16 protein-coding genes are annotated in these 14,803 nt (G+C 41.7%); all 16 read left to right on the top strand.

Going from position 1 to position 14,803, the window contains the following annotated elements:
- The first annotated feature begins 1 nt into the window (after nt 1).
- Entirely contained in the window at nt 2-1,345 is a 1,344-nt protein-coding gene (gene ffh, locus ACIGG7_RS10840) for a signal recognition particle protein (RefSeq protein ID WP_224941155.1), read from the top strand.
- A 118-nt stretch (nt 1,346-1,463) separates the two neighbouring features.
- Nucleotides 1,464-1,736, top strand: a complete 273-nt coding sequence (rpsP, locus tag ACIGG7_RS10835) for a 30S ribosomal protein S16 (RefSeq protein WP_032088859.1) — start codon at nt 1,464-1,466, stop codon at nt 1,734-1,736.
- Between the two features lie 12 nt (nt 1,737-1,748).
- Nucleotides 1,749-1,982 carry a KH domain-containing protein gene (locus ACIGG7_RS10830; protein WP_206850961.1) on the top strand — a complete coding sequence of 78 codons (234 nt, stop codon included), beginning with the start codon at nt 1,749-1,751 and terminating at the stop codon, nt 1,980-1,982.
- A 234-nt stretch (nt 1,983-2,216) separates the two neighbouring features.
- Nucleotides 2,217-2,603: a YlqD family protein gene (locus ACIGG7_RS10825; protein ID WP_224941154.1), complete on the top strand. Its 387-nt coding sequence runs from the start codon at nt 2,217-2,219 to the stop codon at nt 2,601-2,603.
- 17 nt (nt 2,604-2,620) lie between these two features.
- Nucleotides 2,621-3,139: a ribosome maturation factor RimM gene (gene rimM / locus ACIGG7_RS10820; RefSeq protein ID WP_397549775.1), complete on the top strand. Its 519-nt coding sequence runs from the start codon at nt 2,621-2,623 to the stop codon at nt 3,137-3,139.
- Complete coding sequence (gene trmD / locus ACIGG7_RS10815; protein ID WP_397550045.1) at nt 3,139-3,873, top strand: tRNA (guanosine(37)-N1)-methyltransferase TrmD; 735 nt, start codon at nt 3,139-3,141, stop codon at nt 3,871-3,873. Before rimM ends, trmD begins: the two co-directional genes overlap by 1 nt.
- 136 nt (nt 3,874-4,009) lie before the next feature.
- Complete coding sequence (rplS, locus tag ACIGG7_RS10810; protein ID WP_032088854.1) at nt 4,010-4,354, top strand: 50S ribosomal protein L19; 345 nt, start codon at nt 4,010-4,012, stop codon at nt 4,352-4,354.
- A 183-nt stretch (nt 4,355-4,537) separates the two neighbouring features.
- Nucleotides 4,538-5,077 (top strand): signal peptidase I, encoded by a 540-nt coding sequence (gene lepB / locus ACIGG7_RS10805; RefSeq protein WP_397549774.1) that lies wholly within the window; start codon nt 4,538-4,540, stop codon nt 5,075-5,077.
- 30 nt (nt 5,078-5,107) lie between these two features.
- On the top strand, nt 5,108-5,974 hold the full coding sequence (gene ylqF, locus ACIGG7_RS10800; protein WP_224941151.1) for a ribosome biogenesis GTPase YlqF: 867 nt from the start codon (nt 5,108-5,110) through the stop codon (nt 5,972-5,974).
- 90 nt (nt 5,975-6,064) lie between these two features.
- Nucleotides 6,065-6,865 carry a ribonuclease HII gene (locus ACIGG7_RS10795; protein WP_397549773.1) on the top strand — a complete coding sequence of 267 codons (801 nt, stop codon included), beginning with the start codon at nt 6,065-6,067 and terminating at the stop codon, nt 6,863-6,865.
- Nucleotides 6,866-6,913: 48 nt separating this feature from the next.
- A complete protein-coding gene (locus tag ACIGG7_RS10790) occupies nt 6,914-8,701 on the top strand; it encodes a hypothetical protein (protein ID WP_397549772.1) in 1,788 nt (595 codons plus the stop codon).
- Nucleotides 8,698-8,979, top strand: coding sequence for an EscU/YscU/HrcU family type III secretion system export apparatus switch protein (locus tag ACIGG7_RS10785; protein WP_224941148.1), 282 nt, complete (start codon nt 8,698-8,700; stop codon nt 8,977-8,979). The genes ACIGG7_RS10790 and ACIGG7_RS10785 overlap by 4 nt, the downstream gene beginning before the upstream one ends.
- A 243-nt stretch (nt 8,980-9,222) precedes the next feature.
- A complete protein-coding gene (gene sucC, locus ACIGG7_RS10780; protein ID WP_224941147.1) occupies nt 9,223-10,383 on the top strand; it encodes an ADP-forming succinate--CoA ligase subunit beta in 1,161 nt (386 codons plus the stop codon).
- Between the two features lie 16 nt (nt 10,384-10,399).
- Complete coding sequence (gene sucD, locus ACIGG7_RS10775) at nt 10,400-11,302, top strand: succinate--CoA ligase subunit alpha (protein WP_098351794.1); 903 nt, start codon at nt 10,400-10,402, stop codon at nt 11,300-11,302.
- Between the two features lie 77 nt (nt 11,303-11,379).
- Entirely contained in the window at nt 11,380-12,255 is an 876-nt protein-coding gene (gene dprA, locus ACIGG7_RS10770) for a DNA-processing protein DprA (protein ID WP_397549771.1), read from the top strand.
- A 299-nt stretch (nt 12,256-12,554) separates the two neighbouring features.
- Nucleotides 12,555-14,630 (top strand): type I DNA topoisomerase, encoded by a 2,076-nt coding sequence (topA, locus tag ACIGG7_RS10765; RefSeq protein WP_224941145.1) that lies wholly within the window; start codon nt 12,555-12,557, stop codon nt 14,628-14,630.
- Nucleotides 14,631-14,803 lie beyond the last annotated feature (173 nt).

Genomic DNA, 14,803 nt, shown 5'->3' with positions numbered 1-14,803 from the left:
AATGGCATTTGAAGGATTAGCCGACCGACTGCAAGGTACAATACAAAAAATCCGTGGAAAAGGGAAAATCTCAGAAGCGGATGTTAAAGAAATGATGCGTGAAGTTCGTCTTGCTCTTCTAGAAGCAGACGTTAATTTTAAAGTGGTGAAGCAATTCGTCAAGAAAGTAAGCGAACGGGCTGTCGGACAGGAAGTCATGAAGAGTCTTACGCCAGGACAGCAGGTTATAAAGGTTGTTCAAGAGGAACTTACAAACTTGATGGGTGGCGAACAAAGTCAGATTGCCGTTGCGAAACGTCCTCCTACCGTCATCATGATGGTCGGTTTACAGGGTGCCGGTAAAACGACGACCACTGGTAAGCTTGGGAACCTGCTTCGAAAGAAACACAATCGCAAACCCCTTTTAGTGGCTGCTGATATATATCGTCCAGCTGCTATCAAGCAGCTTGAAACCGTCGGGAAGCAATTGAGTCTTCCTGTATTTTCAATGGGCGATCAGGTAAGTCCGGTGGAAATTGCAAAAAAAGCCATCGAAAAGGCAAAAGAGGAACATCACGACTATGTTCTGATTGATACGGCAGGTCGACTTCACATTGATGAAAATCTGATGGGAGAGTTGAAAGAAATCAAAGAACTCTCAAATCCGGATGAAATCTTCCTCGTTGTTGATGCCATGACTGGTCAAGATGCAGTGAATGTAGCTCAAAGCTTCAATGAAGCACTTGGTATTTCTGGTGTTGTCCTGACCAAACTAGATGGTGATACTCGAGGTGGGGCTGCATTATCCATCCGTTCGGTTACTGAAAAACCGATTAAATTTGTTGGTATGGGTGAAAAAATGGATGCGTTGGAAGCATTCCATCCTGAACGTATGGCTTCAAGGATCCTCGGTATGGGAGATGTACTCTCCCTCATTGAGAAGGCCCAAGCCAATGTGGATGAAGAAAAGGCAAAAGAACTGGAACAAAAAATGCGTACCATGTCCTTTACATTTGATGATTTCCTTGACCAATTAGGTCAGGTGAAGCAAATGGGCCCACTCGATGAATTGCTGAAAATGATGCCTGGCGCCAACAAAATGAAGGGTCTGGACAAGCTTAAAGTCGATGACAAACAGATCAGTCACGTAGAGGCGATCATCCAATCCATGACGGGTGATGAAAAAATTCACCCCGAAACCATTAATGCTTCCCGTCGCAAACGAATTGCCAAAGGAAGCGGTACGTCCATCCAAGAGGTGAACCGCCTTCTGAAACAATTCGAGGACATGAAGAAAATGATGAAACAGATGAGTGGCATGCAAGGAAAAGGTAAGAAAAAAGGGATGAAATTCCCATTTATGTAAGCAATTCGTTCAACTTTTCTAAAGAAAAATTGAACTGTTAAGAAAAAACACTTTACAAACAAAATACACATTTGATATTATACTAACTTGTGTGAAACTATTCGGAGGTGCTTTAATTATGGCAGTAAAAATCAGATTAAAACGTATGGGAGCAAAAAAATCTCCTTTCTATCGTATCGTAGTTGCAGATTCTCGTTCACCACGTGATGGACGTCAAATCGAAACAGTTGGAACGTACAACCCAGTTGCTAAACCAGCTGAAGTGAAAATCGATGAAGAGCTAGCTCTTAAATGGTTATCAAATGGAGCAAAACCATCTGACACAGTTCGTAACCTATTCTCAAAACAAGGCATTATGGAAAAATTCCACAATGCTAAAAACAGCAAGTAATCGATTAGATCGATGAAAGATCTTATTCTAACGATTGTGAAACCTTTAGTGGACCATCCTGAAGCTGTCCGCGTCGATTTGGATGAAGGGACGAACGGCTTAACGTATAAGTTATCTGTTCATCCCGAGGACATGGGAAAGGTTATTGGGAAGCAAGGGAGAGTAGCTAAATCGATTCGAACTGTGGTATACGCTGCAGCAGGATCTTCACAACAGAAGAAAATCTTCTTAGAGATCGTGGAGTGAGGAAGCTTTTCATAAGCTCCTGACTCAGGGCTCTATGAATCAGGGGACTGACCCACAAAGGTTATACTTTTAACCTTACGATGTCAGTCCCCTTTTTCGTAGGGATTATCTACATCCAATGGTATGATATAGTCAGAGGGTTACAAAGCCGTCGTACTAGCCGCCACTCCCCTAAGAGCACCCTTTTAGACCTAAACTTCAGTGAGGGGTGAATAGAAGGAGGAGGAAGAACTTTTGAACGTGATACATACGATTACGATTAAACAGGTACTGACAGAAAAGAGCAAGAACCTGTTAATGAAACGATATGAAAATCAGAAGTTTCATCTGAAAAAGGAAAGAGACCAGCTTCAGTTCGAAATGAAAAAAATCGAGCGGGGCAAGAAATATCCTACCCACAAATTAAATCAGCATTTTGAAAAAGAATTGAATGAACGGGCTGAAAAGATCAAACTGTTGGATTTTCAAATGGAACAGCTTGATATCCTGCCGATTGGAAGTGAACTGAAGGAAAAGGAAGTTCAAGGTATGATGAACATTCAAGTTGGTGACAATTGGGATGAAGAAACCCTTTCGAGGACGATTGTAGTAGAAGACGGTATAGTAAAAGAAATTCGTTAAGGCAAGAGGTGAATGCGATGGAAAAGTGGTTTAATGTAGGTAAGATTGTGAATACACATGGCGTTAAGGGAGAAGTAAAGGTTGTATCGACTACAGATTTCCCTGAAGAACGTTATCAAAAAGGAAACACCCTATACCTGTTCCATACTAAAGGACAAAATCCCATAGAACTCATAATCAAATCTCACAGGAACCATAAGAGCTTTGATTTACTTACCTTTGAAGGATATGAAAATATCAATGAGGTTGAGAAGTTCAAAGAGGGAATCTTGAAGGTACAGGAAGATCAATTGCAGGATCTCGAAGAAGGTGAATACTATTTCCATGAGATAGTTGGTTGTACGGTAAGGACGACCGCGGGGGAAGAGTTGGGTACCGTCAAAGAAATCCTGAGTCCAGGTGCGAACGATGTATGGGTCGTAAAAGGAGAGAGGGGAAAAGAGTATCTCATCCCTTACATTGAGGATATCGTGATCAGTGTCGACATTGAAGGTCAGCTCATTACCATTGAACCGATGGAAGGCCTATTATCATGATGAGAATTGATGTTCTATCTCTATTCCCTGGAATGTTCGAAGGCGTCTTTGGTGATTCAATCTTAAAAAAGGCTACTGAAAAAGAAGCCGTTACGTATAATGTGATTAACTTTCGCGACTACGCTGACAATAAACATCATCAGGTAGACGATTATCCATATGGTGGGGGAGCGGGAATGGTTTTGAAACCCCAGCCGATCTTTGATGCCGTCGATGCACTAAAGCAAGAAGAGAATTCGAAACCGAGAGTCATCCTGATGTGTCCACAAGGGGAGCGCTATACCCAGCAAAAGGCTGAGGAGTTTGCCAAGGAAAAGCATCTCGTATTTATATGCGGTCATTATGAAGGCTATGATGAACGTATAAGGGAGCATGTCGTCACAGATGAAATTTCTATTGGCGACTATGTACTGACCGGTGGTGAGCTAGGAGCCATGGTGGTCATAGATAGTGTTGTCCGCCTTCTACCCGGGGTTCTTGGCAACGAGGATTCACCCGTTCTGGATTCATTTTCTTCAGGCCTCCTCGAGCATCCTCACTACACCCGTCCTGCCGATTTCAGAGGGATGAAGGTCCCTCAGGAATTGATTTCAGGAAACCACAGGTTGATTGAGGAATGGAGAGAGAAAGAGAGCCTGAGGAGGACCTTCGAAAGAAGACCTGACCTATTGGAAAGTCATACACTTTCGGATAAACAAAAGGCATGGATTGAGGAATGGAGAAAGTCAAAATAGACGCTTGCATCCTGCATGCCTGTATGATATTATATTCTTTGTGGCTTGAGGAGTTAGCTTCTAAAGTCATGGATCCCGATGTTCCGCTGCAATCAATCGCTTTTGTAAGAGCATCTGTTGGAAGGAGTTGAAAAAGATGCACAAATTAATCGAAGATATTACGAAAGAACAACTTCGCTCTGATCTACCATCTTTCCGTCCTGGTGATACAGTACGTGTACACGTTAACATCGTTGAGGGTACTCGTGAACGTATTCAGGTATACGAAGGAGTAGTAATCAAACGCCGTGGTGGCGGTATCAGCGAAACATTTACTGTTCGTAAAATTTCTTACGGTGTAGGTGTTGAACGTACTTTCCCAGTACACACACCAAAAATCGCTAAATTAGAAGTAATTCGTCGCGGTAAAGTCCGTCGTGCGAAACTTTATTACCTACGTAACCTACGTGGTAAAGCGGCACGTATTAAAGAAATTCGATAAGAACGTAAGAAAAGGAGCTTGGAGACAAGCTCCTTTTCCTTTTATTAAAGCGTCTTATACGTAATGAAGCTTTAGAGTTTCTACTATTTGAGTGAAACCACCAATTTTTAATGAGAATTAGAAGAATTTCTAGTAGAATAGAAAAAGATAGAAAAGATTGAAATAATCATGGGTGGTGGAGATGTGGTTAAAGAGAAAAACGAGTGGTGGGAATGGATGAAAGCCCTGTTAATTGCAGTAGGATTAGCTGCCATAATCAGATTCTTTCTATTTGCACCCATCGTTGTCGATGGATTATCAATGATGCCTACTTTACATAATGGTGACCGAATGATTGTAAGTAAATTGGGAGAGCCGGAGCGATTCGATATCGTTGTCTTTCATGCGCCTGAACATAAGGATTATATCAAACGTGTCATCGGGTTGCCGGGAGATAAAGTGGAGTACAAGAATGATACATTATATATTAACGGAAAAGCCTATTCTGAACCCTATTTAAAGGAGTACAAAGATCAATTGGACGGTGGCGTCTTAACAGAAGATTTCACTCTTAAAGACATTACCGGTGAAGAAACGGTTCCTGCTGGGGAAATCTTTGTTATGGGAGACAATCGTCGATTCAGCAAGGATAGTCGTCATATCGGGACAGTTTCAACTGATGAAGTCATCGGGGATACGAAAGTGATCTATTGGCCTGTTAAAGATTTTGGTTTGGTGAAATAATAGAAAAAAAAGTTGTTTGGAGGTGGTCATATGACAATACAATGGTTTCCAGGGCATATGGCTAAAGCTCGTAGACAAGTAACCGAGAAATTGAAACTTGTTGACATTGTGATTGAATTGGTAGATGCAAGAATTCCGTTATCATCGAGAAATCCGATGATTGAAGAAATCATTGGTCAAAAGCCCCGTCTTGTTTTGTTAAATAAAGCGGACATGGCAGACACAAGCAGGACGAATGAATGGATTACCTATTTCAAAGAACAGGGTATCACGGCCATTGCTGTAAATGCGCAGGCTGGAAAAGGGCTTCAAGTCATCGTGCAAGCCGCTAAGGAAATATTAAAAGAAAAATTCGACCGCATGAAGTCGAGAGGAATGAGACCACGTGCCATCAGGGCGATGATTGTGGGAATCCCAAATGTAGGTAAATCCACATTGATCAACAGACTGGCAAAGAAAAATATCGCTAAAACAGGCAACACTCCTGGTGTGACGAAAGCCCAGCAATGGATCAAAGTAGGAAAAGAGCTCGAACTACTTGATACACCCGGGATACTCTGGCCGAAGTTTGAAGATCCAAAGGTAGGGTATAAACTTGCTTTAACGGGAGCGATCAAGGATACCATCCTGAATTTGCAGGATATTGCGGTATATGGCTTACGCTTTCTTGCGGAACACTATCCTGAGCGATTAGAAGAGCGCTACGGTCTCGATGGAATACCAGAAGAAGTCGTGGATAGCTTTAATCAAATCGGAACTAAGAGAGGCTGTCTGATGGCTGGTGGAGAAGTGAATTATGACAAAACATCGGAGATCATTGTAAGAGATATCCGGAATGTTCAACTAGGACCAATGACCTTTGATTTCATTGATGAAGCAGAAATGGATAGTGAATAACCGAAGAGGCTGAATAAAGGGACGGGATCTCTTTTACACAGCCTCTTTATTATTTGCGGTGATAACCGATATATACGAGGAGGAACGAGAGTGACGAAAGTACATAAATCGATCAAAGAGATCAAGCAAATGATTGGAACATTGACTGACTCTGACCCGATAATGGAAGAATTAAAACAAGATGAACGAAAAGGTGTTCAGAAGCTTTTACAGCAGTTTGAACGTGAACGGATAAAGAAAGTAAAGGAGAAAGAAGAATTCAAGATTCTCACTCGATATGAAACGGAGGTGCGCCATCAAGGTTTCAAGAATATCGCGGGTATAGACGAGGTGGGAAGGGGGCCACTTGCTGGACCCGTCGTCACGGCAGCAGTTATTCTGCCACCAGACTTCTATTTGGCAGGGTTGAATGATAGTAAGAAGCTTTCAGAATCGAAAAGAGAAGAGTATTTTAACTATATCCAAGAACACGCTATATCGATCGGGGTAGGGATGGTTCATGCGATGGAAATTGATGATATCAATATTTATCAAGCGACGAAAAAAGCGATGAATGATGCAATCGTAAATTTGTCGGTTAAACCTGATTATTTATTAATCGATGCGATGAAACTTGAAACACCATATCCTAGTAAATCAATCATTAAAGGGGATTCGAAAAGCATATCCATAGCCGCGGCTTCGATTGTCGCAAAGGTTACCAGAGACAGGATGATGAAAGAGTATGCTGAAAGATATCCTGGCTATGCTTTCGAGAAAAACGCAGGGTATGGAACAAAAGACCACTTAATGGGATTGAAACGATTGGGTGTTACCCCTCTTCATAGAAAAAGCTTTGCACCGGTGAAAGATCTTCTTCAGAATGAGAATAAAGAAAGAGTAGCTAAATAGGAAAAGAAAGATTCGATAGGATAAAATTGTGGAACGGGGGAAAGGGAGATGGCCCACATTCATGGTACCGGAGGCAATCAGCCATTGTCCTCTGCTTTTGGGAAACCATTCTCATTTCAAAATGGAAAGATTCTATATGTAAAGGTACATAAACTAATGGGTGATGACGTAGCAGATGTTTCAGCAAATGGTCGCAGGTTCATGGCCAGGCTCGAAACCCCTATAAAACCTGGGGAACGTCACTGGGTGGAAGTGAAGCAAACGGAGGATGGAGTGAGTCTTCAATTGATCCGGACCCCAAATGGAGAAGGTGATGGTGAGGGAATAGCTTTTAAATTGTTACAGCACCTTTCCATCACGAGTAAAGAAAAAGAAATGTCTTCGTTCATTATGGAGCTTGTGAAGAATAAAATTCCCATCCATAAAGAAATGCTTGTATTTGCCGAAAAGTATTTAAAAGGCGATGAGGCATCCATGAACGTAAAAGTACTTGTGGAAATGGCAAGAAAAAACTTACCTTTTACAGACAGGACATTCTTATCTATGAAATCCGGTGAAAAAGGTGATTTTATTTCCATGCTGGACACACTCAAGATAAAGTTGAGTGAGACAGGGAGAGATTCACGCACTCTGCAGATGCTTCAGAAAATGCAGGAACCCATCATGGAGAATGTTTCTGAAAACCTTGTCATCAAGGCTTTGGCACGGTTAGCGGACAACTCCCGAACCTTTTCAACCCGACTGGGCCACTTTGACCTATTGAAGTCCTTGGGATTCTTTTCTTCTGAAATGGTTATGCACCAATGGAAGGAAGGATTGACAAGGATGGTACTGGAAAGCTACTCTTCTCTCGTGGAAGGGAACAGGGTCCATCAATATGGAAAGCTGCCAAATCATTCTGAAGAAGGCCTTCTGAATGAACTGAATCAATACTTAATGGTAAGTGATAAGGGCGCACAATCTTTAAAAACCGCTGCGTCCGTGGTGGAAAAATGGGTGAATGTCCTGACAGGCACCCATAACACCACCGTTGGAGACAAGAATGACGCTTCCCTATCGGCGGCAAAACAGTTGTACGGTTTAAGTGGGAGGGAGAAGCAGGTGGAAAAGAATTTCACCAAACTTGAACAGATGTGGGGGAAGAGTGGCCCTGCTTCAAATCAGGAAAAAATATTTCAAATTCTTCTTCACGAAACTGTAGAGGAATTCACTCAGCAAATCCGTGGGGATGAAATGGCCAAAGTGTTAAAAAAAGTGATCGGGCAATTCGGGATTAACTTTGAAGCGCAGTTTCATAAAGGACTTGAAATCCAGGGACAAACATTAAAAGAGCATCTTATAGGATTGAGTCAGCACCACACATCTTCAGACATTCGTCAATTAGCCGATGACATTGTTCTGAAAATGAATCATCAAGTTCTTCAATCACAGGATCATACCCCCTTTCTTACGATCGTGCAGCAATTTCCCCTGTATCTGTTTGGAAGGAGCACGGATATTACCATTCAGTGGACAGGAAAAGAAAAAGATAAAGGTGTCATAGATGAAGACTACTGCCGTGTCCTATTCTACTTGAACCTGGAAAGATTAAATGAGACATTGATCGATATGCAGGTCCAGAATCGGGTGATTTCCTTGACTGTTTGGAATGAACACCCCGCCATGGAAGCTTTGTCACAATCATACGTCCCCAATTTGAGAAACGGTCTGGAGATGCTCGAGTATCAACTCTCGAATATAAAGTTTAAAGTTCCGGATACTCATTCAGAGCTTTCAAATAAGATTCTCGGTGACCAATCTAATCGAACCTATTCCGGAGTTGATGTTAAGGTATGAAGAACCAGCAAAAGCGGAAAGAAGCGATGGCATTAGGGTATAATCCACATAGTGAAGCGGCTCCTAAAGTACTTGCGAAGGGGAAGGGGATCATTGCTGAAAACATCCTTTCACGTGCAAAGGAGAATGGGGTGCCGATCCAAGAAGATAAGAGTCTTTTGTCCCTCCTCGGAAACTTGGATATTGGTGAATCCATCCCGGAAGAATTATATGGTGCAGTAGCAGAAGTCTTTGCTTTTATCTACCGTTTGGACAGGGATATATCCAAGAAGGAATGATTGAAGCGGTTTCCCGTATGAAGTTAATGAAATAGATTTAGAGGGGAATATATTTTTTGAATATAATATTTCTATTGGAGATACCCTAATAAACATAGCGTGTTAAGAAAGAATTCTATCAACTTAAGTTCAGAATTTTTAAACTAATATAATATTTTTAGCATAATGGTAGACAGATATACTGTCATTCTATACAATGAAAGCGCAGTCTATTTTTTGAAGAGTTTGATAGGAGGATGGAAAATGAATATCCATGAATATCAAGGTAAAGAAATCCTCAGAAATTACGGGGTGTCCGTGCCAAATGGTAAAGTGGCTTTTACAGCTGAAGAAGCAGTAGAAGCGGCGAAGACGTTAAATTCTAGCGTATATGTAGTAAAAGCTCAAATCCACGCAGGTGGCCGGGGTAAAGCTGGAGGCGTTAAGATTGCTAAGAGCCTGGACGAAGTGCGTACATATGCAGAAGAGCTAATCGGTAAAACATTAGTTACTCATCAAACAGGGCCTGAAGGTAAGGAAGTAAAGCGCTTACTTATCGAAGAAGGCTGTGATATCAAGAAAGAATATTACGTAGGTCTTGTACTTGACCGCGCAACTTCTCAAGTGGTTCTGATGGCTTCTGAAGAAGGCGGAACTGAAATCGAAGAAGTAGCAGAAAAAACACCGGAAAAAATCTTTAAAGAGTATATCGATCCGGTTGTAGGATTAACAGGATTCCAAGCGAGACGTATCGCTTTCAATATCAATATCCCGCAGAAACTTGTTGGGAAAGCAGCTAAATTCATGATGGGTCTTTACAATGTCTACATCCAAAAGGATGCTTCGATCGTTGAAATCAACCCGTTAGTTGTAACAGGTGATGGGGACGTTATGGCTTTGGATGCGAAGTTTAACTTCGATTCGAATGCATTATACCGTCAAAAAGATGTCATTGAATTACGCGACCTTGAAGAAGAGGATGCGAAAGAAATCGAAGCTTCTAAATATGACCTGAGCTATATCTCTCTTGATGGAAATATCGGCTGCATGGTAAATGGTGCTGGTCTTGCCATGGCTACGATGGACATCGTGAAGCATTATGGTGGAGATCCCGCTAACTTCCTTGATGTTGGGGGCGGTGCCACAGCTGAGAAGGTAACAGAAGCGTTCAAGATCATTCTTTCTGATGAAAACGTTAAAGGTATTTTCGTCAATATCTTCGGCGGAATCATGAAATGTGATGTTATTGCAACTGGTGTTGTGGAAGCGGCTAAGCAAATCGGTCTTCAAGTACCTCTTGTGGTTCGTCTTGAGGGTACGAACGTTGATTTAGGAAAAGAAATCTTGAATCAATCTGGATTGAATATTATTGCAGCTGAATCTATGGCAGACGGCGCACAAAAAATCGTTGAGCAAGTAGGCTAAGAAAGGCGGGGGACAAATGAGCGTATTTATTAATAAAGATACCAAGGTTGTTGTACAAGGGATTACAGGATCAACAGCTCTTTTCCATACGAAGCAAATGCTTGAATACGGTACACAAATCGTGGCTGGTGTTACACCTGGAAAAGGCGGAACTGAGGTTGAAGGCGTACCTGTTTTCAATACAGTCGAAGAAGCAAAGAAAGCAACGGGTGTAAATGCTTCTGTCATTTATGTTCCAGCTCCATTTGCAGCAGATGCAATCATGGAAGCGGTAGATGCCGAGCTTGATTTAGCTATCTGTATCACAGAGCATATCCCTGTATTAGACATGGTGAAGGTTAAGCGTTATATGGAAGGAAAGAAAACGCGCCTTGTTGGGCCGAACTGTCCTGGAGTCATCACTCCTGACGAGTGTAAAATCGGGATTATGCCTGGCTACATCCATACAAAAGGTCATGTTGGGGTTGTTTCCCGCTCTGGTACGCTGACGTATGAAGCAGTTCACCAACTTTCACAAGCTGGTATCGGACAGTCTACAGCAGTCGGTATCGGTGGAGACCCTGTGAATGGAACAGACTTTATTGATGTATTGAAGGCTTTCAATGAAGACGAAGATACGTATGCAGTGATCATGATTGGTGAAATCGGAGGTACGGCTGAAGAAGAAGCAGCTGAGTGGATTAAAGCCAATATGACGAAACCTGTAGTAGGATTCATTGGTGGACGGACGGCACCTCCAGGTAAGCGTATGGGACATGCCGGTGCGATTATTTCAGGTGGTAAAGGAACCGCTGATGAGAAAATCCGCGTGATGAATGAATGTGGTATTCAAGTTGCGCCGACTCCTTCAGATATGGGCGAAACATTGATCAAGGTTCTGAAAGAAGAGGGAATCCTCGATAAATGTAAAACTCATTAATCTTGTATTGAGACTGATAGCTTAGCTATCAGTCTCAGTTTTATCTAGATTTAATAATGAAATAAAGGAGGCTGTAAATGAAAGGGAATCGTCACATGCTCTTCCATATTCACCATTGCCGTGGTATAGGGATAAAAGGAACCAAACGGCTGGTGGAAACATACCAAGATCTTCACGCTGTCTTTGAACTTTCTTCATCAAAGCTTCAACAGTTAACCGCTTTAAGTTCTACGAATATAGAACTCTTCTATAATGATCTTCATTCCTTTCCTTCCGATCGGTATAAGAAACTCTATGAGGAAAATGATATAGAGTGGATTACCTTATACGATGATGATTACCCTAAGTTATTAAAAAACGTATATGACCCTCCCTTTTTGCTTTTCTTAAAAGGAAACAGGAAACTCCTTCAAGCTTCGACGAAATTGGCTGTGATTGGTTCAAGAAACGCCACCTCTTATACAGAGAAAGTCCTCCATAGGTTGATTCCACAGCTGATTGAACGGGGAGTCGTAATTGTAAGCGGGCTTGCCAGAGGGGCAGATACGATTGCTCATAAAGAAGCGATTAAGTCAGGTGGGAATACGATAGGTGTGTTAGGTGGAGGGTTCCAGCATATTTACCCTAAACAAAATGTCGATTTGGCCCATCATATGATGCATCATCAACTTCTCCTTTCGGAATATCCACCCTATATGAAGCCTGAAAAATGGCATTTTCCGTTCCGAAATCGAATTATCAGCGGTCTTAGTGATGCAGTTCTTGTCACTGAAGCCAGGAAAAAAAGTGGAACCTTCATCACGGCTGACTATGCATTGAACGAAGGACGGGAAGTGTTATGCATTCCCGGGTCCATACATGATCCATTAGCTGAAGGAACAAACTCTCTCATTCAAGAGGGAGCCAAAATGGTCTTAACAATAGAAGATATTTTTTCAGAACTGCGTGTATAAACTAGAAAATAGGACAAAAATCTCTTAATAAAACAGATTTTCACCCATATATATCCGAATAAATATAAGTTATTTATACAAAATGGTTGCAATTATGGTAAAACTGTTATACATTTTGCAACAGGTATCAAAAACTGTATTTATGAGAAATAAATAGGTAAGAGCAGTACTTCTCTACACTGAAATTAATTTCATACCTATGTGAATGTGAGTGTAAACGTTTCCGTTTGTACGAGTTTAATCAACATTCCAAGGTACTATACACAGTGATTATTTTCCTCTTTAAGGAGGCTTATTGGATGGCAGATTATTTAGTAATAGTGGAATCGCCGGCAAAGGCGAAAACAATTGAACGTTATTTAGGGAAAAAGTATAAGGTGAGGGCCTCAATGGGGCACGTCATTGACCTGCCTAAGAGTCAAATGGGCGTCGATGTTGAAAATGAATTCGAACCGAAGTATATCACGATACGGGGTAAGGGACCTGTATTGAAAGAACTGAAAACCGCTGCAAAAAAAGTGAAAAAGATCTTTCTCGCGGCCGACCCCGACAGAGAAGGGGAAGCGATCGCATGGCACCTTGCACACAGCCTGGATATGGATACTGATTCTGCGTGTCGAGTCGTTTTTAACGAAATCACGAAGGATGCGATCAAAGAATCGTTTAAACATCCACGGGCAATCAATATGGATTTGGTGGATGCGCAACAAGCAAGAAGGGTTTTAGATCGATTAGTCGGCTATAACATCAGCCCCTTACTATGGAAGAAAGTGAAAAAGGGTCTCAGTGCCGGCCGTGTGCAATCCGTTGCCGTCAGGTTAATCATTGACAGAGAAAATGAAATCAAAAACTTTACTCCTGAAGAGTACTGGTCAATAGAAGCGGAATTTACAAAAGATAAAGAGACGTTTCAAGCATCCTTTTATGGGATTGACGGTAAAAAGATGGAATTGAAAACGGAAGAGGACGTAAAAGATGTGCTCGGAAAAGTTAAGGGTAAATCCTTCGAGGTGAACAAAGTCACAAAGAAGGAAAGAAAGAGAAATCCTGCGCCTCCGTTTACGACGTCCTCCTTACAACAGGAAGCAGCCCGGAAATTGAATTTCCGTGCAAAGAAAACGATGATGCTTGCTCAGCAATTATACGAAGGGATTGAAATGGGAAAACAAGGAACCGTTGGATTTATCACATATATGAGAACGGACTCCACCCGTATTTCTGAAGTAGCCCAAAAAGAAGCAAACGAATACATCGTGAATAAATATGGTCAGGATTTCATCAAGCAATCTGAGCGTAAAGAGAAAAAACAACAAAAAGCCCAGGATGCCCATGAAGCTGTTCGTCCCACGAGTACCTTAAGGGATCCATCATCTGTGAAAGAGTTTCTTTCAAGGGATCAATATCGTCTGTACAAATTGATTTGGGAACGATTCGTGGCAAGTGAGATGGCACCTGCTATCATGGACACCATGAGTGTAGATCTTGTGAACAACTCGGTCATGTTCAGGGCTACGGGTTCCAAAGTGAAATTCCCAGGCTTTATGAAGGTATACGTTGAAGGATCTGACGACCAAAAAGAAGAAAAGGATAATTTCCTTCCAGCGCTAGCAGAAAACGATAAGGTGAAAAGTGAAAACATTGATCCGAATCAGCATTTCACGCAGCCTCCACCAAGGTATACTGAAGCACGATTGGTTAAAACCTTAGAAGAACTCGGTATCGGCAGACCTTCCACTTATGCTCCTACTCTGGATACGATCCAACGAAGAGGATATGTAACGCTTGATAATAAGCGTTTTGTCCCAACGGAGCTCGGGGAAATCGTTTTAGAGCTGATAAGAGAATTTTTCCCGGACATCATTGACGTAGAGTTCACAGCAAATATGGAACGGAGTCTTGATGATATTGAAGACGGAAATGTAAAGTGGAAAAAAATCATCGATCGTTTTTATCAAGATTTTGAAAAACACCTGGAAAGAGCCGAGAATGAGATGGAGAAAATTGAAATCCGGGATGAACCCGCAGGGGAAGATTGTGAAGAATGTGGACATCCAATGGTCATTAAGATGGGGCGATACGGTAAATTCATGGCCTGCAGTAATTTCCCGGATTGCCGGAATACAAAACCGATCGTCAAAGAAATCGGTGTGAAATGTCCTAAATGTGAAAAAGGAAACATCATTGAACGAAAAAGTAAGAAGAAACGAATTTTCTACGGCTGTGATCAGTATCCCGAATGTGATTTCTTATCATGGGATAAACCAATCGAACGGAAATGTCCGAAATGTGCTGAACTCCTCGTAGAGAAAAAGCTTAAAAAAGGAAATCAAATTCAATGTACGAATTGTGATTATAAAGAAGAACCTCAGAAATAGTGGTGTACTGAATATATAAGGGTTCCGGTACACCTTATATCCTGCTGGAGGTATGAACCATAATCCCGACAGCTGATCAATCAACGAATATTGTAAACAAAAGCAATAAAAAGATTGATTGTTGAACAATGAACTTATACAATGTAACGAGGGACTGTCCCAACAGGTGATTT

This window comes from Rossellomorea sp. NPDC077527, from assembly GCF_044542955.1.
Taxonomy (GTDB): Bacteria; Bacillota; Bacilli; order Bacillales; family Bacillaceae_B; genus Rossellomorea; species Rossellomorea aquimaris_E.
The sequence above is the reverse complement of the archived record's forward strand: the minus strand, read 5'-3'. Positions and strand labels throughout refer to the sequence as shown.